This window comes from Enhygromyxa salina, from assembly GCF_000737335.2.
Classification (GTDB): domain Bacteria; phylum Myxococcota_A; class Polyangia; order Nannocystales; family Nannocystaceae; genus Plesiocystis; species Plesiocystis salina_C.
Genome location: NZ_JMCC02000045.1, coordinates 19,684 through 42,601, shown reverse-complemented (window position 1 = coordinate 42,601; position 22,918 = coordinate 19,684). Strand labels below are relative to the sequence as shown.

At 67.1% G+C, this 22,918-nt stretch carries 19 protein-coding genes; 7 read left to right on the top strand and 12 right to left on the bottom strand.

The window, feature by feature from the left end; genetic code table 11:
* Positions 1-40: 40 nt before the first annotated feature.
* From dapA to metH, 5 genes are all read left to right on the top strand, one after another.
* Positions 41-937 carry a 4-hydroxy-tetrahydrodipicolinate synthase gene (dapA, locus tag DB30_RS18330; protein ID WP_052550689.1) on the top strand — a complete coding sequence of 299 codons (897 nt, stop codon included), beginning with the start codon at positions 41-43 and terminating at the stop codon, positions 935-937.
* Between the two features lie 46 nt (positions 938-983).
* Entirely contained in the window at positions 984-1,796 is an 813-nt protein-coding gene (dapB, locus tag DB30_RS18325; RefSeq protein ID WP_205633019.1) for a 4-hydroxy-tetrahydrodipicolinate reductase, read from the top strand.
* A complete protein-coding gene (locus DB30_RS18320) occupies positions 1,793-2,134 on the top strand; it encodes an AgmX/PglI C-terminal domain-containing protein (RefSeq protein ID WP_052550688.1) in 342 nt (113 codons plus the stop codon). The genes dapB and DB30_RS18320 overlap by 4 nt, the downstream gene beginning before the upstream one ends.
* Positions 2,135-2,330: 196 nt before the next feature.
* Entirely contained in the window at positions 2,331-3,263 is a 933-nt protein-coding gene (locus tag DB30_RS18315; RefSeq protein WP_052550686.1) for an ArsR/SmtB family transcription factor, read from the top strand.
* A gap of 9 nt (positions 3,264-3,272) precedes the next feature.
* Positions 3,273-7,016 (top strand): methionine synthase, encoded by a 3,744-nt coding sequence (gene metH, locus DB30_RS18310; protein WP_276204365.1) that lies wholly within the window; start codon positions 3,273-3,275, stop codon positions 7,014-7,016.
* Positions 7,017-7,321: 305 nt separating this feature from the next.
* Here metH and DB30_RS18305 read toward each other — a convergent pair whose 3' ends face one another.
* Complete coding sequence (locus DB30_RS18305) at positions 7,322-7,639, bottom strand: WD40 repeat domain-containing protein (RefSeq protein ID WP_276204366.1); 318 nt, start codon at positions 7,637-7,639, stop codon at positions 7,322-7,324.
* A gap of 545 nt (positions 7,640-8,184) precedes the next feature.
* On the opposite strand from DB30_RS18305, the gene DB30_RS18300 reads away from it, so the two are divergent.
* Complete coding sequence (locus tag DB30_RS18300; RefSeq protein ID WP_146659474.1) at positions 8,185-9,003, top strand: HEPN domain-containing protein; 819 nt, start codon at positions 8,185-8,187, stop codon at positions 9,001-9,003.
* Positions 9,004-9,201: 198 nt separating this feature from the next.
* On the opposite strand, the gene DB30_RS18295 is transcribed toward DB30_RS18300, so the two are convergent.
* The 11 genes from DB30_RS18295 to DB30_RS18245 all read right to left on the bottom strand — a co-directional run bounded on the left by DB30_RS18295 (position 9,202) and on the right by DB30_RS18245 (position 21,872).
* Positions 9,202-9,519: a hypothetical protein gene (locus tag DB30_RS18295; RefSeq protein ID WP_052550680.1), complete on the bottom strand. Its 318-nt coding sequence runs from the start codon at positions 9,517-9,519 to the stop codon at positions 9,202-9,204.
* Positions 9,520-9,643: 124 nt separating this feature from the next.
* A complete protein-coding gene (locus DB30_RS18290; RefSeq protein WP_146659472.1) occupies positions 9,644-10,696 on the bottom strand; it encodes a hypothetical protein in 1,053 nt (350 codons plus the stop codon).
* A 76-nt stretch (positions 10,697-10,772) separates the two neighbouring features.
* Positions 10,773-13,946 (bottom strand): serine/threonine-protein kinase, encoded by a 3,174-nt coding sequence (locus tag DB30_RS18285; protein WP_165703830.1) that lies wholly within the window; start codon positions 13,944-13,946, stop codon positions 10,773-10,775.
* Positions 13,947-14,172: 226 nt separating this feature from the next.
* The gene (locus tag DB30_RS18280; protein ID WP_146659468.1) at positions 14,173-15,075 is read right to left on the bottom strand and encodes a hypothetical protein; all 903 of its coding nucleotides are present in this window, start codon (positions 15,073-15,075) and stop codon (positions 14,173-14,175) included.
* 136 nt (positions 15,076-15,211) lie between these two features.
* Positions 15,212-16,120: a PP2C family protein-serine/threonine phosphatase gene (locus tag DB30_RS18275; RefSeq protein ID WP_052550673.1), complete on the bottom strand. Its 909-nt coding sequence runs from the start codon at positions 16,118-16,120 to the stop codon at positions 15,212-15,214.
* Between the two features lie 13 nt (positions 16,121-16,133).
* A complete protein-coding gene (locus DB30_RS18270) occupies positions 16,134-16,937 on the bottom strand; it encodes a serine/threonine-protein kinase (protein WP_052550671.1) in 804 nt (267 codons plus the stop codon).
* 182 nt (positions 16,938-17,119) lie between these two features.
* Positions 17,120-17,986, bottom strand: a complete 867-nt coding sequence (locus DB30_RS18265; protein ID WP_052550669.1) for an acyl-CoA desaturase — start codon at positions 17,984-17,986, stop codon at positions 17,120-17,122.
* Between the two features lie 223 nt (positions 17,987-18,209).
* Positions 18,210-18,953, bottom strand: a complete 744-nt coding sequence (locus DB30_RS18260; RefSeq protein ID WP_052550667.1) for a hypothetical protein — start codon at positions 18,951-18,953, stop codon at positions 18,210-18,212.
* A 295-nt stretch (positions 18,954-19,248) separates the two neighbouring features.
* Positions 19,249-19,965, bottom strand: a complete 717-nt coding sequence (locus DB30_RS18255) for a response regulator transcription factor (protein WP_052550736.1) — start codon at positions 19,963-19,965, stop codon at positions 19,249-19,251.
* Positions 19,966-19,982: 17 nt separating this feature from the next.
* A complete protein-coding gene (locus tag DB30_RS18250) occupies positions 19,983-20,915 on the bottom strand; it encodes a sensor histidine kinase (protein WP_052550665.1) in 933 nt (310 codons plus the stop codon).
* A 9-nt stretch (positions 20,916-20,924) separates the two neighbouring features.
* On the bottom strand, positions 20,925-21,872 hold the full coding sequence (locus DB30_RS18245; protein WP_146659462.1) for a hypothetical protein: 948 nt from the start codon (positions 21,870-21,872) through the stop codon (positions 20,925-20,927).
* A gap of 29 nt (positions 21,873-21,901) precedes the next feature.
* Here DB30_RS18245 and DB30_RS18240 point away from each other — a divergent pair, with 29 nt between their 5' ends.
* Positions 21,902-22,516 (top strand): MiaE family protein, encoded by a 615-nt coding sequence (locus tag DB30_RS18240; protein ID WP_052550661.1) that lies wholly within the window; start codon positions 21,902-21,904, stop codon positions 22,514-22,516.
* The last annotated feature ends 402 nt before the right edge of the window (positions 22,517-22,918 follow it).

Sequence of the window (22,918 nt, the reverse complement as noted above, 5' to 3'; positions counted from 1 at the left end):
CCTTGGGCAAGGCTCGCGCATTTGCTACCGTCGGCGATCAATGGCGGACAAGCACTTCCGCGGCGTGTTCACGGCGCTCGTCACCCCGATGGGGCCCGACGGTCGGATCAACGACCAGGCCCTGACGCGCCTGGTCGAGGCCCAGATCGAAGCGGGGGTCCACGGCCTGGTGCCATGTGGGACCACGGGCGAGGCCGCGACGATGTCGCACGCCGAGCACATCCATGTGGTCGAGGTCGTCACCCGAGCGGTCGCGGGGCGCGTGCCCGTGCTCGCCGGCGCCGGCTCCAACGCGACCCGCGAGGCGATCGAGCTCGCGCGCGCGTGCAAGGAGCTGGGCGTGAGCGCGACCTTGCAGGTCGTGCCCTACTACAACAAGCCCCCGCAAGACGGGCTGATCCGCCACTTCGAAGCGATCGCCGACGCCGTCGCGCTGCCGATCATCCTCTACAACGTGCCCGGCCGCACGGTCACCAACATGCTGCCGGCCACCGTGGCGCACCTGGCCCAGCACGAGAACATCGTCGGCATCAAGGACGCCACGGGTGATCTGCACGTCGCCGCCCAGCTGCGCGAGCTGTGCGGCCCGGACTTTGCCCTGATGTCGGGCGACGACTTCACGCTGCTGCCGTTCTTGGCAACTGGCGGCGACGGCGTGATCTCGGTGGTGTCCAACCCCGCGCCCGCGCTGTTGGTCTCGCTCTACGATCTGTTCTGCGCCGGCAAGCTCGACGAGGCGCGGGCGCTGCACTTTCGCCAGCTGCGCCTGACCCGGCTGCTGTTCAGCGATCCCAACCCGATCGCCGTCAAGGCGGCCATGCACATGCTCGGGCTGTCTGGGCTGGACGTTCGCTCTCCGCTGCGCCCGCTCAACCTAGAAGGGGAGCTGGCGTCGGGGCTGCGTGCGTGCCTGCGCGAGCTCGCGCTGCTCGACTGATTTTTTCTCTCTCTCTCGCTCTTCGACTCCGACAACCAGAGGAATCATGAACCAACGCATGCTCTCGATCATCATCGTAGGCGCCCGCGGGCGCATGGGGACGGCGCTCATCCGCGAGGTCATGGACTCGGAGGACATGACCCTCGGTGCCTGCGTCGATCGTTCGGGCGGCCCGGGCATCGGTCAAGACGCGGGGCGGCTCGCGGGTGGCCCCGAGATTGGCGTGCTGGTCACCGATGACCTCAAGCCCCGGCGCGGCAGCGTCGTCGTCGACTTCTCGCTGCCCAACGCGACCGAGGCCCGGATCCGCGCCTGCGTCGAGCAGGGGATCCCGCTGATCATCGGCACCACCGGGCTCAGCGAGGAAGACGACAAGCTGCTCGTCGAAGCTGGCGAGTCGATCCCAATCGTGTACGCCGCCAACTTCTCGGTCGGTGTGACCTTGTTGCTGCAGCTCGCAGGCGAGGCCGCCGCCGCGCTTGGTCCCGACTGGGAGGCCGAGCTGTTCGAGCTGCATCACCGGTTCAAGCGCGACTCACCCTCGGGCACCGCCCTGCGCATCGGCAAGGCCGTGGCCGACGCGAGCGGGCGCAAGTTCTCCGAGGTTGCGATGACGGACCGCGCGTCGCTTCGGCGCGCCCGCGAGAAACAAGAGATCGGCGTGGTCGCGCTGCGTGGTGGCGACTCGCCCGGCGAGCACACCCTGATGTTCCTGGGTGAAGGCGAGCGGATCGAGCTGACTCACCGGGCCGGGGATCGGGCGATCTTCGCCCGCGGGGCGCTGCGGGCCGCACGATGGGCGGCCACCCAGCCGCCCGGGCTCTACGACATGTTCGATGTGCTCGGGCTGCGCGAGTGAGCCGGGCGTTCGCGCTCACGCTGGTGGTGGCGACTTTGGGCGGCTGCGCGCACGGGCCCGACCCGGGCGCCGCCGCGCGGCAGGCCGTGATCGTGGCCAACATGTCCGAGCTGCAAGACTGCTGGGACGAGATCGCCAGCGAGCACCCTGGGGTCGCGGGATCGCTGTTGTTCGAGGTTGATCTGCGCCGCAACGGCAGCGTCGAATGGGTCGACATCGCGGTCGACGAGCTCGGGGTTGCGAAATTGAGCGCGTGTACGGTGCGGCGGATCAAGCGGTGGCGGTTTCCCGAAGATCGCAAGCGTCGCTCGATCAGCTTTGGCGTGGGGTTCGTTTAGACCCTCGCGCCGCGACAAGTGCCGTCTGGCGCGTCCAGCGGCGTCCCGTCAGCCACCAATCATGAGCGATGAGCGCACGACCCTGTGTGCTCAGCGTGCGACATTTGCGCGATCCTGTTGGGCCCATTCGAGGCCTAGTTATCGCCGAATATTCGGATATCATGATGGCCGGATATCGATCTCCCACCTCGCCCGGATGCCCGACCTGACCCAGACCGTGGACCTACTCTCGGTCCTCGCTGATCCAACCCGCGTGCGGCTGTTGTCGTTGCTCGCCGAGGCCGAGCTGAGCGTCGCCGAGCTGACGCGGATCACCGACCTCCCGCAGTCGCGCGTGTCGACCCACCTGCGCAAGCTCAAGGACGCGAGCCTGGTCCGCGATCGTCGTGACGGCAGCTCCAGCTTCTACGGCCTCGACGCCGACAACATGAGCGGCTCGGCCAGCGAGCTGTGGAAGCTGGTCCACGGCCGGCTCGATGATCGCCAGCTCGTCAAGGATCAACGCCGCCGCGAGGCCGCGCTCGCGGCCCGCACGTCGCGGCTGCGCTGGCCCGACGAGGTCGCGGGGCAGATGGAGCGGCACTACTCGCCCGGGCGCACGTGGGAGGCGACCGCCCGCGGGCTCTTGGGCTTCTTGCGCTTGGGCTCGGTGCTCGACATTGGCTCGGGCGACGGCGTCAACGCCGAGTTGCTCGCGCCCCGGGCCGATCGCGTGGCCTGCTTGGATCTGAGCGAGCGGGTGATTGCAGCCGCCAAGCGGCGGCTCGAGCGGTTCGAGAACGTCGACTTTCACGTCGGCGACATGCACGATCTCCCGTTCCAGGCAGGCAGCTTCAACGCGGTCTTGCTGCTGCACACGCTGACCTACTCGGCGCGGCCACAGCTGGCGATCCGCGAGGCCGCGCGGGTGCTCGCGCCCGGCGGCGCGCTGGCGGTCGTGACCCTCGCCAACCACGAGCACCAGACGATCGCGCAGGCCTACGACCACCTCAACCTCGGGTTCGCGGCCGCCGAGCTCGAGGCGATGTTGCACGCGGCGGAGCTGCGCATCGAGCAGTGCGAGCCCAGCTCTCGTGAGCGCCGCAAGCCCTACTTTCAAGTCATCACCGCGTTCGCGCGCAAGCCCTGAGACAACCCCGTGACTACTCGAATTCCAGCACGACTCGACCGAATCGCCACGCTCCGCGACCTGCTCGACAAGCGCATCGTGATGCTCGATGGGGCAATGGGCACGCTCTTGCAAGGCCACAACCTGGTCGAGGCGGACTATCGTGGCGAGCGCTTTGCCAGCCACGAGCGCCCGCTGATCGGCAACAACGATCTGCTCTCGCTGACCCGCCCCGACATCGTCCGCGCCGCCCACAAGACCTACTTTGACGCGGGCGCCGACATCGTCGAGACCAACAGCTTCACCTCGACCTCGATCGCCCAGGCCGACTACGGGCTCGAGACCCTGGCCCGCGAACTCAGCCGCGAGTCGGCCCGGCTCGCCCGCGAGGTCGCCGACGCGTGCTGGACCCAGGAGCGCCCACGGTTTGTGGCGGGCGCGATCGGGCCGACCAACCGCACGCTCTCGCTCTCGCCCGACGTCGAGGATCCAGCCTATCGCGCGATCGACTACAAGACCCTGCGGGCCGCGTACGTCGAGCAGATCCACGGGCTGCTCGAGGGCGGCGTCGACGTGTTGTTGTTCGAGACGATCATCGACACGCTCAACGTCAAGGCCGCGATCATGGCCGCGTTCGACGTGTTCGACGCGACCGGCGACGAAGTGCCGATCATGATCTCGGGCACCGTCACCGATCGCAGCGGGCGGATCTTGTCGGGCCAGACCATGGAGGCGTTCTGGCGCTCGGTCACCCACGCCCGGCCGATCAGCGTGGGCCTCAACTGCGCGCTCGGGGCCGCGGCGATGCGCCCCTACGTGTCGGAGCTGGCCGAGCTGGCCGACTGCGCGGTGTCTTGCTACCCCAACGCCGGCCTGCCCAACGCGTTTGGTGAGTACGACGAGCTGCCCGAGCAGACCGCGGCCGAGCTGCACGAGTTCGCCGACAGCGGGCTGGTCAACATCGTCGGTGGCTGCTGCGGGACCACGCCCATGCACGTGTCGGCGATCGCGGCGTTGGTCCGCGGGCTCGCGCCGCGACGCCTGCCGGATCGCTCGAGTGACTCGATCGTGCTGCGCAACGAGTCCTACTACTCCGGCCTCGAGCCCCTGACGATCGGCCGCGACACCGGCTTTGTGATGATCGGCGAGCGCACCAACGTGACCGGCTCGGCCAAGTTCGCCAAGCTGATCCGCGCCAACGACTACGACCGCGCGCTCAACGTGGCGATCTCGCAGGTCCGCAACGGCGCCAACATCATCGACGTCAACATGGACGAGGGCATGCTCGACTCGGAGCAGGTCATGCGCACCTTCTTGAACCTGATCGGCTCCGAGCCCGAGGTTGCCCGGGTCCCGATCATGATCGACAGCTCCAAGTGGTCGGTGATCACCGCTGGGCTCGAGTGCGTGCAGGGCAAGGCGATCGTCAACTCGATCTCGCTCAAAGAGGGCGAGGCGGACTTCTTGGCCAAGGCGACGGTCGTCAAGCGCCACGGGGCCGCCGTCGTGGTCATGGCCTTCGACGAGCAGGGCCAGGCCGACACCGCCGCGCGCAAGCTAGAGATCTGCAAGCGCGCCTATGACCTGCTGACCGGCACGCTTGGTTTTGATCCCCACGACATCATCTTCGACCCCAACGTGCTGGCGATCGCTACCGGGATCCCCGAGCACGATCGCTTCGCGCTCGAGTTCATCGAGGGCGCCAAGCTGATCAAGGCCGCGTGCCCGGGGGTGCGGATCAGCGGCGGGATCTCCAACCTCTCGTTCTCGTTTCGCGGCAATGATCCGGTCCGCGAGGCCATGCACTCGGCGTTCTTGTTCCACGCGATCAAGGCCGGGCTCGACATGGGCATCGTCAACGCCGGGCAGCTCGAGGTCTACGAGAACATCGAGCCCGAGCTGCGCGAGCGCGTTGAAGACGTGTTGTTCGTCCGGCGCGAGGACGCCACCGATCGGCTGATCGAGCTCGCCGAGCGCTTCAAGGGCAAGAAGAAGTCCAACGTGCTCGACGAGACCTGGCGCGAGCAGGGCGTGGCCAAGCGGATCGAGCACGCGCTGGTCCGGGGGATCACCGACTACATCGAGGCCGACACCGAAGAGGCCCGCCAGACCTTCGCGCGCCCGCTCGAGGTCATTGAAGGCCCGCTCATGGACGGCATGCGGGTCGTCGGTGATCTGTTTGGATCCGGCAAGATGTTCCTGCCGCAGGTGGTCAAGAGCGCGCGGGTCATGAAGCGGGCCGTGGCCTACCTGATGCCGTTCATGGAGGCCGAGCAAGACGGCGGCAAGCTCGAGCCCGCGGGCAAGATCGTGCTGGCCACGGTCAAGGGCGACGTCCACGACATCGGCAAGAACATCGTCGCGGTGGTGCTGCGCTGCAACAACTACGAGGTCATCGATCTTGGCGTCATGGTCAGCGCGCAGACGATTTTGGACAGCGCGCGCGAGCACGGCGTCGACATGATCGGGCTCTCGGGTTTGATCACGCCAAGCTTGGACGAGATGGTCCACGTGGCCAAAGAGATGCAGCGGCAGAAGTTCGAGTTGCCCCTGCTGATCGGCGGCGCGACCACCAGCCGGCAGCACACCGCGGTCAAGGTCGCGCCCTGCTTCGAGCAGCCAACCGTGCACGTGCTCGACGCCTCGCGGGTCGTCAACGTCGTCTCGGATCTGCTCGATGTGGATCGCCGCCGGGCCATGGACATTCGCAATCGCGAGGAGCAACAGGAGCTCCGCGAGCTGCACAAGCGCAAGCGCCAAAACCCGCTCACGCCCCTGGTTCGGGCCCGCCGCAGCGCGCCCAAGCTCGAGTTCTTGCCTGAGGATCTGGCGACGCCGCGCGCGATCGGCCGCCAGGTGATCACCGACGTCAGCCTGGCCCAGGTCGCCGAGTACATCGACTGGACCTTCTTCTTTACCGCTTGGGATCTGCGCGGCGTCTACCCCAAGATCCTCCAGCACGAGAAGTACGGCGAGGCGGCGCGGGAGCTGTTCGCCCACGGCAAGGAGCTGCTCGCCGAGCTGATCCGCAGCGACAAGCTGGGCCTGCGCGCGGTTCAGGGGTTTTGGCCGGCCAACTCGGACGGTGATGACATCGTGCTGTGGCAGCCCGACGCCGTCGGCGAGCGCGAGCTGACCCGGTTTTGCATGCTGCGGCAGCAGCAGCAGCGCGGGGGCAAGGAGGGCGAGGCCAAGGTCTATCGCTCGCTCGCGGACTTCGTCGCGCCGATCGACAGCGGCTTGGTCGACCACGTCGGGGCGTTCGCGTGTACGGCGGGGATCCACGCCGACGCGATCGCAGCCGAGTACGCCGACGCGCTCGACGACTACCGATCGATCATGGTCAAGGCGCTCGCGGATCGGCTCGCCGAGGCCTACGCCGAGCTGCTCCACGAGCGAGCGCGCCGCAGCTGGTACGCGCCCGACGAGCGGATGAGCAACGAACAGCGGATCGCCGAGGGCTACCGCGGGATCCGGCCGGCGTTTGGTTACCCGGCCTGCCCGGATCACACCGAGAAGGCCAAGCTGTTCGCGCTGTTGGACGCGCCCGAGCAGGGCATCGCGCTGACCGAGAGCTTTGCGATGACGCCGGGCGCGAGCGTCAGCGGCATCTACCTGGGTCACCCGGACAGCCGGTATTTCACGCTGGGTAAGATCGCCCTCGATCAGGTCGAGGACTACGCCAAGCGCAAGCGCATGAGCGTTACGGAGATCGAGCGCTGGCTCGGGCCCAACCTTGGCTACGAGGACGAAGCACCCGCCGCGACCGGCTGACTATGAGAGGCTAGGAGCCCGTGGTGCAATGCATCGCGTCGCCTCGCGCCGGGATTTTCGTCGAGATTGAGGAGCCGAAACGCACCTGTACCGGGCGTACTGGAAGAACGTCCGACGGGGTGCGGAGAACCGCAATGATGGCGCGGCTTTGGCCCGCATCCCGTCGGAATGATTGTGTTTTCGTTGATCCCGGCGCGTCCCGGCCAGTGTGGCGCGGTGGTGCAGGGTCACAGCACGCCTGCAGCACACGCTGCGACGGGATCCGACCGACGCGAGGCAGCGCGTCGTCCTCCGAGCGGGCCAAGTCAGAGGCCGCAGATCTTGGCGACTCGGGGGTAGCTGCCGAACTTACGGGCGCGCTCGCAGGCGAGTTCGACGGCCAACTCCGGCATGGGCCAGAGGGTGACGGTCTGGCCCTGGCCAGCGGCAATGTGGTTGCCATCGGGCGAGAACGCGACCGCGAGCACGAAGCCGGAATGACCTTCGAGGGTAGAGATGAGCTTGCCGGAAGCGACGTCCCACAAGCGAGCGGTTTGGTCCTTGCTGGCGGTGGCGATGAGGTTGCCGTCGGGCGAGAACGCAACCGCGGCCACGGAGTCAGTATGACCTTCGAGGGTGGAGATGAGCTTGCCGGAAGGGATGTCCTACAAGCGGGCGGTTTGGTCGTTGCTGGCGGTGGCGATGTGGTTTGAACCTCCCCCACTTTGGTGGACACCGAACATGAGGGAAAATGGGAACCAAAGTGAGCAAGAAAACCAAGAAGCGGACGCGCGCGTCGACCTCGCGGAACGACTCGAGGTGTTGGTAAGGCTTCGGCGCTTCCCCGCCCGCGCGACGGGTCTCATAGCCTAGCCACGCCGCCAAGCAGTTGTACTCGGGGGGGGTCTTGGGGGCGTGTCCCGGCACAGCGTCGCCACGTGGAGGGCTCTTCGAGGGGGGGAGTTGCTGGATCTTCGAAAACTTGTCAGGGCCCTCTCGGGCCCTACTCCAACCCAACCAAATCGCTGAAATGAGCCCCCAGGATTCGAACCTGGCCCTCCTCTTTTCACAGAGGGCTTCGTTTGAAGACCCCTGTGAAAAGAGGCGTGCACCATACACTTGAGGCTCGTGTCTGTTCACGGTACAATACCCCCCCCCAGACTGTCAACAACTAGCCATAGATGCCATCGTGATCGCACACACAAAATCATATCTCCCTCTGAAGTCCAACACCCAAGAAGCGATCGATTTCGTGATACTCGTTACACACTCCGTCCCGGCCCTGTGCGCCTACATGAAGGCGGTTGAACGTAAGCCGGACGAGAAGCCGATGAACATTCCGATGCCCGATCTCCCATGGGCAAAATTAAGTCCAGAGTCACATGAACGACTGCGAGAGATCAAGCAGTCATACAAGAAGAGCCTCGGAAAATACCTTGTGCTGTCCACATTTTCATACTTTGAGGCATACATTGTCGACGTGCTCGGGGAGATCATTGCTTTCCATAATCCTCCCGCCAAAGGAGGAGATAGTGGTGGGCCTCAACCAGGGTGGTCCAGGAAAGCCAAAGAACGGATTTTGTCCAGTCTCCAGACAGCTGAGAACAGCCACGAAGTGTTGCGAGCAACACGGAAACTTCGAGGGCCCTATGAGCCAGGCCAGAGTCAACGGAACAGGGTTTTACACCAAACTCTTGCCTCAAACGGCTACCCCTTGCCAGGTACACTGTTAGTCCCTTTCGCTGTTGCGGAACTGACCCAAAAGGTCAAAAACTTGAAATCGGTCGATGTGCCCGACATCCTCAGCTCCGCGCTTCTTTTTGACTTAACAGGTGACGAAAGCACAAACTATACAAAATACCGCAATCTTCGAAACGGAATAGCTCATGGTCGAACAAAAGCCGTCGACCTCAAGAAAGCGATGGGGATCAATGAGTTCTTCAGGGGTATTGCCGTTCGGCTTGATCAACATATTGTCAAACTATTCCTCCTTCAGGAGGACAGCTGAGCACGGCACGCCACCTCCTACGGTTAGGGAGGACGAGGGCGAACTGTGCTTCCACTGACTCGGCCCGCCAGCCAGGAGGTCACTCAGGTTGCGAGGTGGACCACGCCCGACTCAGTTGGGGGTCCTGGGCAACACGGCTTAGACGGCGCTCGCCAACGTTCGCTCCAGAGCTCGGACGGACGGGGCTGGCTGGGGCGCCTAGCCGGTTGGCGAGCTGCCGAAGCCGGGGAGCTTGGAGGGCGGTAGGTGGCGGCGGCGAAGCGACGCCTCGACGGCCTCCTGGGCGAGGGTCGCTACGACGATCGAGCGCGCCGCCGCGTCGTCCCCAGCGTCGGCGCGGCCGTGGGCGCGCATCAGCTGGCGTCGAGCCTCGGCGACCTGCTCTTGCGAGGACCGATCAAAGTCACCCTGCGCGCGCAGGTCGGACTCGCAGCTCGACGCCCGGGGCAGCTCGGCGGTCACCGCCGCGATGTCCCGGAGCGACTCGCCGTCGGCGGTGTCGAGGGACTCGAGCAAGCTGGACGTGTACTCCCGTTGAGCGTCGAGGCAGCGGGTTCGGCGACACGCGTGGAGGAGCCTACCAGCCCGTGGGGAGGGCTTCTAGCGGCGATGGCGCGGCGATGGCTGACCCGCGTTGAGGTCAGCACCACACATGCGAGTTGTCGGGGAGCGTGAACTCCATCCGCAGGGAACGCGTGGCGCTGATGACGTGGACGAGATCGAACTCGCCGCTGTCTTCGATGAACAGGAACTCGTAGTCCCCGTCGCCGTTCGCGTCGAACACAGCGACGGGCAGCGGATTGGGCGACGTGTCTGCCTCGGTGTCGCGGTCCTCATCGATCTGCCGGACATGGCCATGGACCGGGCCTAGCCAGTGACACGGCGCGAACCTGTACTCGCCAAAACTAAAGGCCACGAAGCGCGCGGCGCCGGCCGAGTCGACCCACACCTGTCGACGCCCCGCGGACACACTCGACCACGGCTCGGCGTCCTCCGCATACTCGGGGTTCACGACGTAAGACTGATATGCGCGGGTAAACTCGATCCCTGCGTCGGACTCGAGCGCGCGGCGTTGCTCGTCGGCCAGCAGCGCGGCGTGATCTTCGACGGGAGCGAGGACGAGCACCTCGGGGGCCGGCAGGCTCGCGTCGCGGGCCCACACCGCGGTCGCGCAGCGGGGATCGGCGGCAAAGCTGCCAACGACCAGAATCGCGACCTCGTAGTCTGCTTCGTTCGACAGCGCCTGCCACAGCGCGGTGTCGTCGAGCAGCTCGTACTGGCCATCGATGTACTGCATCGAGAGGTGGGCTTCGACCGTCAGCGCGTCGATCTTGACGGTGCACACCCGACCACCCGGACCGTAGAGATCGAGCGTTGCCCCTGCGAACTTGCGGAGCTCGGGCGGCAGCGCCGTCGGGTCCGCAGCACGCTCGATCTGCCACTTCTCGTGATAGCGGCTAGAGTCGGAGTACAGCGCCGGACCCATCCCCCAGTGGGGGCGGCCGTCGGTCGAGAGCAGCACGCGGCCCGCGTGAAGCGGCATGACGCTGCCAATTTCCGGGGTAGCGAGCTCGCTCGCGCGGAGGTCGGCCTCGACGATCGTCGTTGGCGGCCCCTCCGAGGGCGCCGGCAACTGAGCGTGCGCGGGCCCGATCGAACGCGCGCAGCCCAGCAGCGCGACAGCAAGGGACACCGGCACCATCACAGGACCTGCGCTCGAGTACACGCGGGCATGCTACTCCACCCACGAACAAACGACGCCGGGCTCCTCAGGGCGTCAGCAGGTCCGGGCGGACACCGTAGTCTGCCAGCGTCGTGCGGCCATGCTCGCGCAGTCGAACGCGCCGCGTCCCTGGGTCGCCCGCGAGCGCGTCCGCGAGCGCGAGCTCGACGATCGCGGCGTGGACCGGCGCGCCCTCGGGGCCGCGCGCCAAGCTCAGCGCGGCCTCCATCTGCTTGATCGCCAGCGCGCGCTGGCCTTCGTCGAGGGCGAGGCGCCCCATCTCGAGCCGGACCGCCCACGCGAACGGGTGCTCGCTGTGATCAGGTCGGGTGAGCTTCGCCAGCGCCAGCGCGAGCTGCTCGCGGGCCTCGTCGCGCAGACCCAGCTCGCGCGAGATCTTGGCCAACAGCACGCGCTCCCGCGCCAGGTCCGGGCTGCTCTGGTCGAGCGCGGTCTCATGAAAGTTGACGAGCTCGCGGGCGTGGGCGTGGGCGGCCTCGAGCTTGCCCTCGTGCAGCTCGAGCAGCGCGAGCGCCGACAGCGGGCCAATTCGGCGCCGCTCGGTTGGCTCGGCCTGCGCGAGCGCCAGCTCGGCCTGCGCCGCGTGGGTGCGCGCGAGCTCGTACTCGCCCAGCCACCACGCGACCTCCGCCATCTGGGAATCCAAGGCCATCCGGCGGCTGTCGTGCAGATCGTAGCTGTTCTCGTACACGCTCAACGCGTGCTCGAACAGCGGCCGGGCCTCGCGGTGCTCACCGACGATCGTCAGCAGAGCGGCCAGGTTGCGCTCGGCCGTTGCGTGGTCGGGGTGATCGATCCCCCGCTTGATCGCGCTCAGCCGCAAGCTCTCGCGGGTGTGGGCGATGGCCTCATGAAATTCACCGGTCGCCCAGCGCAGCGCGCCGAGGTTTTGGATGCAGACGCTGACGTAGGGGTGATCGGCGCCGTAGACCTGTTGAATCTGGGCCAGCGCCGACTCGAGCAGCTCGATCGCGCGGGCGTACTCGTGCAGCCGAAAGTACACGACGCTCAGGTTCATGCGGGTCTTGGCGATCAGCGGGTGGTGGTCGCCGTAGGTGTCGGTCCACAGCTCGATCGCCTGCAGATACGCTGCGGCGCCGCCGTCGAGGTCGCGGCTCGAGCCGACCAACACGTTGCCGTAGCTGACGTAGACCTGGCCGCGCAAGGCGGGGGAGCTGACATGCCGCGCATCGAACAGCGCGGTCGCGGCGTCGAGCTCGGCCAGCGCCTGGTCCCAACGTTGTTGACGATCGTGCATCGCCGCCGCGTTCAGGTGGACACGAACGGCCAGCTCGGGGGTGCGCGCCGCGTCGATCCGCGGCTCGAGCAGCTCGCGGATCGCCAGCGCCCGATCGAAGTCGCCGCGCGCCGTCTCGGTTGCGATCAGATCGACGAGGACCGTGGTCTCGAGCTCACGATCCTGGCGCCGCGCCGCGCTGGCGAGCGCCGCCCGGCTCGCGTCGCGGGCTTCGTCGTGGCGGCCAAGCTCGCGCAACAGGTACCCGCGTTCACGCTGCGCCCGACCGATCCCACCCTCGTCGCCCAGCTCGGTCGCGCGAGTTCTCGCCTGCTCGGCAGACTCGAGCCCGGCGTCGTAGCGGCCAAGCTCCCCGAGCACGCGGGAGCGCGCCAGCGCATCCTCGACGCCAAACAGCGCGAGCCGGGCAGGGTCGAACAGCACGCCTCGATCCTGCCGCGGGTCGGCCCGGCAGCGGTCTGGATCTTCGAGCGACAAGACCGAGTCCCGGGCTCGCGCGACGATCTCGGCATCGGCCACGAGCAGGGTCTCGCTGAGCCCCGCGATCGCGCGCAAGCGGCGATCCAGGCACAGCATCTGCTCGCTCATGCGCTCGACCGGGACCTCGGCGTTGACCACGGTCGCGCGGCAGACCTCTTGGCGGACCACGGACCAGTGCGCGATCTCTTGATCCAACCCCGTCGCAACTTGGTCGAAGGTGTCCGCCGCGAACGCGACCCCCGTCGCCTCGAACGCGGCCTCGACCTCCGCGCGGCGCTCGTTGTCCCAGACCCCGGCGAACTGATCAGGCGGCAGCGCGCACGGGTTGGTCTGGCCCTGCGCGGCCTGGGCCAGACCAAAGCCCGCGCCGACCAGCCCCCCAACCAAGGCGAGCGCGGCGATCCGGCTGCGCCGCCGCTGGCGTGGGTCGTCTCGGAGCACGGCCAGCAGCTCGTCCATGCTCGCGAAGCGCCGCTCGGGATCGAAGGCCAAGCCACGCTCGAGCGCCGCGTGGACGTGGGCGAACTCGGGCGGCAGCGAGGTGAAGCTCGGGGGACCCGCGAACTTCGCGATGAACACGCTCTTGCTGTCGTCGCGATCGAAGGGGCGCTCGCCGTACACGGCCTCCCACAACGACACACAAAAAGCGTACTGATCCGCCCGGCTGTCCGCGAGCAGCCCCTGGTGTTGCTCCGGGGCCATGTACGCGGGGGTGCCTGCCACCCGGGATCGACCGGAGTTGCGGCCTTTGCCGCGCAGCCGTCGACCCACGCGCGCGAGCCCAAAGTCGAGCACGCGGACCCGGCCATCGGCGCCGAACATCAAGTTGGCGGGCTTGAAGTCCAGGTGCACGAGCCCGCGCGCGTGAGCGGCCGCGAGCCCCCGCCCGGCCTCACCAAACACGCGCAGGATATCCTCGAGGGCCGGGGGCGGCTCGGCGACCAGCCACTCGGCCAGCGTGGGACCGGCGAGGTGCTCCATGACGATGAACACCCCGACCGCGCCGTCTTGGTCCGGGTCTGGGTTCGGGTCCGCTCTTTGAAAGCATCGCTCGACCTCCTCGAGGTCCTCGCCGACGAGCGCCTTGATGTTGGACATTGAGCCCATTGCGTCTTCGAGCCGGCCGGCGTCGTGAATGGTGACGACGTTGGGATGCGAGAGCTGAGCCAGCAGCTGCGCCTCTGACAGCAGCTCGTCGCGGGCCGCGTCGGCTGTGGTCTCGCGCCGCGCCCGGCTGTGGACGATCTTGATCGCCACGCGCCGGTCGAGTTGCGGATCGTAGGCCGTCCACACCGTCCCGAACGCGCCGCCGCCCAGGCGATCGAGCAGCACATAGCGCCCCAGATGATCGAGCAGCCCGGCCAGCCCGGCGAAGCGATCGCTGTGGCCAGCGGCCCTCCACGTCGAGTCCATGGGGTTCATCGTGCTGATGACCTTGGTATCCATATCGAGACGACCCATCGCCATTTACGATATGGGCACACCCGCATGGAGCAGGGCGCAAAAACCGAGACGCGAACCGGCAAACAATTCGGGGGTCGCGCTATCGCGCATTCGAGCGGAGGCCCCGAGCCCGCCAACACGAGCGAAAGCAAACGGGCGCCCCGACTTCGCCAGTCGAGACGCCCGTGAGGCCGCGATTGTCTTTAGCTCGGGCGAGGGTTTCTCGCCCGAACTGTCCCGTGGATCACGGAGGAGGCGGGCAGTCGACGTCGAGCAGCGTCACGTAGCGCGGAAGGGTGGGGAACACCGGATGCAGCACGGTGCACTCGCGCACGGGGTGGTCGACGGTGACCGTGTACGCCCCGCCAGCTTCGTCGGGCTCGAGGTTGAACGCGACCCAAAACGGCAGCAGCGACGAGTCGATCAAGGGGCTGTCGAGCAGCGGCATGTGGTTTGCGTCAACCCCGTACGAGGTGCCTGGGGGGGGCGGCGGATCAAAGGTCACCGACGCACCAGTCGCGGTTGGCTGCAGCAGGCGAACGATGACGACGGCCTTGGTCTCATCGGCCATCACCGTGGGGTCTTGCTGCTGCAGGATCGACAGCTGGGTGTCGATCAGCTGGTTGCTGATCTGCCCGAGCTGCAGGTCGTCGATGTCGTCTGCGGGCAGGTGCGCCGGCCGGATGCCGCCCCAATACTCGGCCTCGTTGCCGTCGATCAAGAAGAACACCTCGGTGCTGGGTGGCATGCCCATGATCTCGTAGAGCCCGCCCACGCCGCTGACGGTCTCGAACCCGGGGGTGTCCTTGACCGAGACGTTGGCGGCCTCGATGCCCATCATCGTGAAGAAGTCGGTGACCTCACCGCCAACGACGATCTCCGTGGGGCCCGTGTCGCCGTCGCCGTCGCCGTCGCCGTCGCCGTCACCGTCGCCGTCGCCGTCGCCGTCACCGGTGTCCATGTCCTCGCCACCGGTCTCCGTGGTGCCGGTCGTGTCGCCGGTGTCCGTGGTGTCGCCGGTCGACGATTCGGTCCCGACGGTGGTGTCGTCGGCACACGCGGCCATGCCGACGCTGAGCAAGAGCCCAAGTCCAAGCGTCAGCGCGAGGTGGGGGTGGGGGGGGTGTTTGTGCAGTTCAATCGTCATTTTGTAGTTCCTCCATCCGGGACGGCGGGGGCCGTACGCCGGGCCTAGAGCGCAGCTCTAGCACCCCCACAATAGCAGGCGTGCACGGTCCGGGGCCAGGTTTCTACGCTGCGCGGTCGCGCCACCAGTATGTGTATTAAGTCGCGACGGGCTCCAAGACCGCGCCCGCGTCCACGCTCGTCGGATCCACGCGCGCGCTCGCCTCGGCGGCGCGGCGAGTCGTGATCGCGGTTGGCGGCTGGGTTCGGAACAAGATGAACGACACGTCATCTGGCTTGCACGGGATCTCGGGGTCGTCGCTGGCTCCAGCCATGCGCGCGGCCAAGTTCGCGACGACTCGCTCGGCCGTCGCGTAGGGCTCGCCGGCGCGGACCAGCTGGACAATTTCGTCGTGGTACAAATTGTCGAACACCCCGTCGCTGCCAAGCATCACGGTGTCGCGCGGGGCCAGGGTCAGGCCAGTCGTGGCGGCCACGTGCATGCCTGGCATGCCGACCACGTTCGAGAGCAGGTGGCGCTCGTCGTGCATCAGGGCGCTGGCCTCGTCGAGCAGCCCGGACTCGCGGGCGTAGCCGATCGGCGAGTGCGGGATCGTGCGCAGCTTCAGCTTGCCGCGCTGACCGACGACCATCAGCTCCGAGTCGCCGACCGTGTAGCAGCGCAGGAGCCCACGAGAGATCGTTGCGATGACGAGGGTCGTGGCCGGCGAAGGCGAGCGCGCGACCAAGCGCGTGTTGGCTCGCTCGATCGCGGTCATCACCGCGTCGCGCAGATCACCTTGCTCGGGCTGGAGCTCGTCGAGCTGTTCGGCGAGCGCCTCGAGGGCGACGCGCGAGGCCTCGTCGCCGCGGCCGTGTCCGCCGACGCCGTCGGCCACGGCGAGCACCGCAGCGTCGGGGCCCAGGTCGAACACCCCGACCGCGTCTTCGTTGGGGTCGTCCTCGCGGGTTGGCGACGGCCGCGTGAACACCACCGCCGTCCCGCCACCGACGGGGATCAGCGTCGGGCTGCGCAGCTGTCCATGAAAGAACAGGTGCACCTTCACCGCGGCGCCATCCTCATGAGGTGCGCGCTCGCTTCTCGATCGCGTACCGCAGCGACTTTCGCTTGAGCCGCTTGAACGCGCGGTACATCACCACGCCGTCGCGGTAGCGCATGCGGGCGTCGACCTCGATCGCGCGCCGCACGAATTCACGCAGCTCTGGGTGCAGCCGCTTGATCCGCTCGGCGCCCTCGCAGGGCCAGCCGAACGGCCACTTTGGCAGCTTGCCAGTCAGCAGCTGGTGGATCACCAACCCAGCCGAGAACACGTCCGAGCGAGCCGAGGGCCGGCCCATCGCCTGCTCGGGCGCCATGTAGCCGACCGAGCCCGAGGCCGAGCCCTGAATGGTCTTGCGCGCGAACTTGGCGATGCCGAAGTCCGCGAGGCGCAGGCGCTCTTCGGCGAACAAGATCATGTTGTCGGGCTTGATGTCGCAGTGGATCACGCCGCGCTCGTGCGCGTGGGCCAGCCCGGCCAACATCTGCTCGATGTACTCGATCTTGGTCGTGAACTTGATGCGCTTGGAGATCCGATCATCCAAGCTGTAGTCGCCAAGCGGCTGCACGATCGAGAACACGCCGTCGATGAAGTCGGCGTTCTTGATCGGCATGATGTTGGGGTGGTCGAGCTTGGCGGTGATCCGCACCTCACGACGGAAGTCGTCGATGTTCTCTTGCTTGACCACCCCGCCCAGCGGGATCTTGACCGCCACCGAGATGCCCTCGATGGTGTCGTAGGCCTCGTAGACGTCTCCAAACCCGCCACGAGCCACGCGACGCTTGAGGCGATACTTGCCGAGTCGCTGTCCGACGCGAACCATGGTGATGCGGGGTGTTCGCCTGCGCTCGGGGCCGCAGGGCGGTCAGAGTATCAGGCCTGCCCAGCCGATCACCCAAGCCCTGTTTTCCGTTCGGCGCCGTGTTTTCGGCTCATCTGGCCGGAATTCTCCGCGTTTGGAGCCCGCGCCCAGCGCGTAGGGCGCGAGCGCGGTCCGCCGCGAGCTCAGGCGGCTTCGTCGAGCTCGGTCACCGACGCGGACGCCGGTTGGGCGGCGCGCTTGTTCGGGCGCCAGGTGCCGGCGACCACCGCGGCCGGCGGCTCGCGGATGTCCCAGATCAGGCCGACCATGCTCAGCACCCGCAGCATCGCGTAGGTGATGTCGAGCTGCCACCAGTGAAAGCCTTGGCGGGTCGAGGCTTGGTAGTAGTGGTGGTTGTTGTGCCAGCCCTCGCCCAGGGTGATCAGCGCGAGGATGAAGCTGTTGCGGCTGTCGTCGGTGGTCTCGTACACGCGCTTGCCGAACACGTGGGTCAGCGAGTTGATCGTGTAGGTCCCGTGCCACAGCAGGACCGTGCTCAGGGCGAAGCCGATCAACAGGCCCGACCAGCCCAAGGCCAGCCACACGCCGACGCCGAGCAGGGTCGGCGGGATCCACCAGAACTTGTTGAGGAACATCAGCTCTGGGTAGCGGGCGAAGTCTTTGATCTTCGCGTAGTCGGTGGCCTCTGTGCCGTCGAAGATCCAGCCGACGTGGGCGTACCAGAACCCTTTTTGAACCGGCGAGTGGATGTCGAGCGGCCCGTCCGAGTGCTTGTGGTGATGCCGGTGATGAGCGGCCCACCACAGCACGCCCTTTTGTGCGCTCGACATTGCGAGCAGCGCGAGCACGAACTGGAACCACCGGCTGGTCTTGTAGGTGCGATGCGAGAAGTAGCGGTGGTACACGCCCGTGACCCCGAACATGCGGATCACATAGAGGGCGCCACACACCACCCAGTCGATCGGGCGCACGTGGACGCCGGGCAGCAGCGCGAGCAAGGGGACGAAGTGCAGGGCGATGAACGGCAGCCCCCCGATCCACAAGCGCACGGGGCCAGTGCGCGGCGGGCTGTCGGGCGAGGCTGAGTCGGGCGAGACTGAACTGAGTTGGGCGGTAGCCATGAGACGTTGGCGCCACGAACGGGCGCGCCCCGACAAGCTGCCTCAGAAACGCCGTCCTGCCCCGTTGCGGCGGTCATGGTTGTGGCCGCGATTTGTCTTGGTTGTGTCCCAATGGGTGCGCGGACGCGTTCACGCGCAGCCTCATTCGCGCTCACGCGGACTCGAGCGCAGTGCACGAAGGTCGCGACCAGCTGGTGCGAGGCCCGCTCGGGCGCCGCGCGGCTGCTTGATCCGCGCACGCCTCCAAGGCCTCGAGGTAGCTCTGGGTCACGTTGGTCGCCACGACCGCCCACGAGAGCGCGCGGTGCGGGTACGACTCCAGCACCGCGCACAGCCGGGCGTGGCGAGCGTGAATGCGTGGGTTGGTGTCTTCGATGCGAGCGCGGATGAACCGGCAAGCATCCAGCAGTGGCCCCAGCGATCGCCGACACGCGACGAGCAGCGCCGGACCCAGCACGCGGTCGAGCTCCGCGAGCTCGAGGTCGATCGCCAAGACCAGCAGCGGCTCGGACCGGGTCGGGACCAGCCCGCGCAGCCGGGAGTGGCGATCAATGCGTGGGTCGAGCGGCTGCTGGACCTCGAGCCCGCCGAGGTGCTTGTAGATCTCGCGAAGGTCTTCGTTGAGCGCGCGTTGATGCAGCAGCTCGAGCTCCGCCGCGTCGCGCAGCTCGGCAGCGATCGCCGGATGATCGGCCTCGCAGGCTTCGGCGCTGGTATCGAGCCAGTCGGGGATCGGACGCAGCGGGCCAATTCGCATGCTCAAGTAGTTGAGCAAGAAGCTCAGGGTTCCGGTCGGTGTGTGGAGTCGATCCGCGATCATCTTGGCCCGTGCAGCGGCGAGACGGCGGGATTCGATCACGGCAGGGAGGTACTTGGTGTCCACGCTGTTGGTCATCTCTCCAGCTCCATTCGGTACCCATTGACCCTGAGCGAGTGGCGAGGTCGAGCAACCGACAATTTCAATTGAGCTGAATTTTGCCGAAGTCAGCCATGTGATCGATCGAACAGCTAGCGTGCGTATTCCAATGAGCTCCGTGGATCTAAACGACGTTCTATGTTGACGCTGTGACCCTTTCAGTGAATCAGCTCGAGCACACCGATTTCACCCGACATGTAGGCCAGCGCATTGGGCGCAGTCCTGTGGCGAGCTCCATATTACAGTATTGCTGTAATCATGAATCGCGCGTCGCTCATGCGTCCGGCATGAATTTGTAGCCAGCGCCGCGAATCGAGACGAAGTAGCGCGGCTCTTTTGGATCCGGCTCGAGGTGCTTGCGGAGCCGCAAGATGAAATTGTCGACCATCCGCGAGTTGGGATAGTTGTCGAGCTTCCAGACCTTCTCTTGCAGCTCCTGGCGGTCGAGCACGCGGCCTGGGTTGTCGGCGAAGTAGCGGAGCAGATCGTACTCGAGCGCGGTCAGCTTGATCTCTTCGTCGCCGCGGCTCGCCGAGCGGGCCGCGAAGTCGATCTCGACCGCGCCGATCCGCATTTTCTGAGCGGTCTCGCCGCTCTGTTGCTGCTCCCAGTCGCGCCGACGCAGCAGCGAGCGAACCCGGGCCAGCAGCTCGTCGAGCTCGAAGGGCTTGACGAGGTAGTCGTCCGCGCCGGCCTCGAGCCCGCGCACGCGGTCGGCGGTGCGGTCGCGGGCGGTCAGCATCAACACGGGCGTGAAGTCGCCCGCGTCACGCAGCTTGCGACACAGCACGAAGCCGCCGTCGTCGTTGTCGGGCAGCATCACGTCGAGGATCAGCGCCGCGTACTTGCCCGACTCGATCAAGTGCGCGCCGGCGTCGCGAATCGAGTGAACCAGGTCGACGGTGTAGCCCTCGAGCTCGAAGTTCAGCTTGAGCCCGGTGGCGAGGTTGCGGTCGTCCTCGACGACGAGCAGGCGCGTGGGTTCGGCCATCGGCTTGGATGGTAGCTTCATTTGAGCGACTTGCGCTGGGGCAACTCGACTCGCATGGCCGTTCCCGTGCCCGGCCCAGCCGAGCTCGCCTCGATCCGGCCGCCGAGCCCCTTGACCAGCGCGGCGACCACGAACAGCCCCAGCCCGGTGCCGTGACGTGAGCGCACGGCTTCTTCCGGCACTCGGTAGAAGCGCTGAAAGATCCGCTTGAGGTCGCCCTTGGCGATGCCGATCCCGGCGTCGGTGACGACGATCTGTACGTGGCGATCATCCGAGCGCCCCGTTTGCACGTGGATCTTGGGGGCGCCGTCGGAGTACTTGATCGCGTTGTCGATCAGGTTGGAGACGATCGTGCGCAGCGCGGTCGGATCCACGAACAGCACCATGTCTTCGTCTAGATCGAACTCGAAGATCTCGGTGTCCAAGTAGTGGCGGCGGATGTTCTCGGCCGCGACCTGCTCGATGAGATCGGCGACGACCACCTCGCCATAGTCGGTCTCCTCGGGCCCACCAACCAGGCGGCTGGCGTCGAGGATCCCGTCGACCAGGTTCACCAGCCGCGACACGTCTTGCAGCATCATCACGCGCAGCTGCTCGCGGCGATCAGCCTCGAGCTCGGGCCGCGCGAGGGTCTCGGCGGCCAGCTTGAGCGAGGCCAGCGGGGTCTTGAGCTCGTGGGTGACCGAGTCGATGAAGGTGGTCTGGCGCCGGCCCTCGCTGATCTCGCGGACCAAGAACACGGTGAACATGACGAGCACCGAGATGATCGCCAGGAACGAGACGATGCCGCCGACGAGCAGCGCGACGTTGCCGACGAAGGTCGCCTGCAGCAGCTCCATGTTCTTGACGATCACCAGGATCCACACCAGCAGCAGCGTGATCGTGAGCGCGACGGCGACCGCCGACAAGGTGATCGGCAGCGAGATCGAGCGGCGCTTGGGGTTGACCATGAATGCGGCTCAGGTGCCAGGGAGGGCGGCCGTGGCGGCAGGGAGGGCGAGGTCGGCGGCCGCGGTGGGGAGGCCGTTGGCGTCGGTGAAGATGGCGGCGGCGAAGCGCACCTGGAGCACGGCTGGCTCGGCGTCGACGCACAGATCCAGCACGTTGTCGTCGGCCCGGCCGAGGCCTGGGGTTGGCTCGTCAGAGGCGCGCTGGGCTTGATCGTCGAACCCGGTTGGCGCGAGCACGCGGCCGTCGCCCAAGCGTAGCTCGATGTGGGCGAGGTCGTCGTCGCCGACGTCGGCCAGGGTGTCGGTCCAATAGGTACGGATCACCTGGCGGGCGCCCGGACACCGCGATGGATCGGGCTCGAGTTGCTCGCCGGCGACGACGCGATCGGGCGCGGTGGGGCCGGTGATCTCGGCGTCGAGGCCCGAGAGCGACACGCCGGCTTCGCTGTAGAGCTCTCCGATCACATGGATCGCGACGGGCGGGCTCTCGGGACCGCCAAAATTGCCGGTGAGCGTGAGGCTGCGGTGCTCGTCGCCCTCGTCGGCGGGAGCCAAGAACGCCCGGGTCGGTCGCACGCGGCGGCCGTCGCCGCGCATGATCGCGAAGTTGCGCGGATCGATCGTCATGGGGTCCAGCTGTTCGTCGAACACCAGCAGGATCCGGTCTTCGCTGAACTCGTCGCCCTCGAGCATGCGCGGCGGGCCGCTGACGCTGCCGGGCTCTCGACTGCGCTCGCTCACCGCCGACTCGGTGCCAAACCGGCTCACCTGGGCCGAGAGCAACGCGGGGCTGGGCGCAGGCGCGGCTGCCGGCTCGGGGTGCTGGTAGCGCCCGGCCACACCGTAGTTGCCAGCGCCAGCGCAGGCGAGGGGGGCGAGGGTCGTGAGCGCGAGCACCACCGCGCGGGCGCGGGTCGCCGCGCGGGCGTGGGGCGGACGGTTTCGCGTCGCGGACACGCGCGCAGCATACAAGTACACTCGCGCCGATGCTGCACCTCGCGGCCGGGACCGACGAACGCTGGGGCCAGTGGGCCCTCGAGCACATGGACGCGATCTTGCTGGATCACGCCCACTGCGAGAAGAAGGCGGCCTCGACCGCGCTCAGCATGATCTTCCGCTACCCCGACCGGCCGCAGCTGATGATGCCGATGTCGGCGCTCGCGCGCGAGGAGCTCGAGCACTTCGAGCAGGTCGTCGCGCTGATCCGGCGCAGGGGCGGCGAGTTCGTGCGTCAAGAGCCCAGCCCCTACGCCGCCCGGTTGATGGCCGCGACCCGCAAGCACGAGCCCGGGCGCTTGCTCGACATCTTGCTGTGCTGCTCGCTGATCGAAGCCCGCAGCTGCGAGCGGATGCAGCTGATCGCGGGCGCGCTGGCGGAGCGCGGCGGCGATGCACCGGGTCACGAGCTGCATGAGCTGTATGGCCTCTACAATGGGCTGCTCGTCAGCGAGGCGCGGCACCACGCGACCTACGTCGAGCTCGCGCGGGGGTGTGTGCAGATCGACGAGGCCGAACTGCAAGGGCGGCTGGCCGAGCTCGCGGCCCACGAAGCCTCGGTGATCGAGGCGGCCCCTCGCGAGCAGCCGCGCATGCACAACTGAGCTGGGCGTGGGAACGGGCGTGGTGCCACGCTGGCGCCGTGGTCTACAGGAAAGAAGGGGCGAGTGGCTGCAAGCGGACCCACCCGAAGTCCTCGAGGCGTGGAAGCGAGACGGCGGGGAAATAGCGAGCGCGGTCATCGTCGACAAAGCGCAGACTGACGGCGCGCGCGCTTGGCGCCGAGGTGAGCGGCGCAACGAGACGATGAACGCCTCGAGCACGTCGGGCTCTATCTACGATCGCAGCGCGTGCGCGACGTGAGGCGCGAGACTGAGACGACCCGCCTGCTTCGCTATCATGGCGCGCTATGTCGAGTCGAAGCACATCAGCGTGGGTCCTTGCATGTTTGGCGGCGCTCGTCTGCGCGCTGTTCTACCTCCTCTGGGAGGACACAGACGACACAG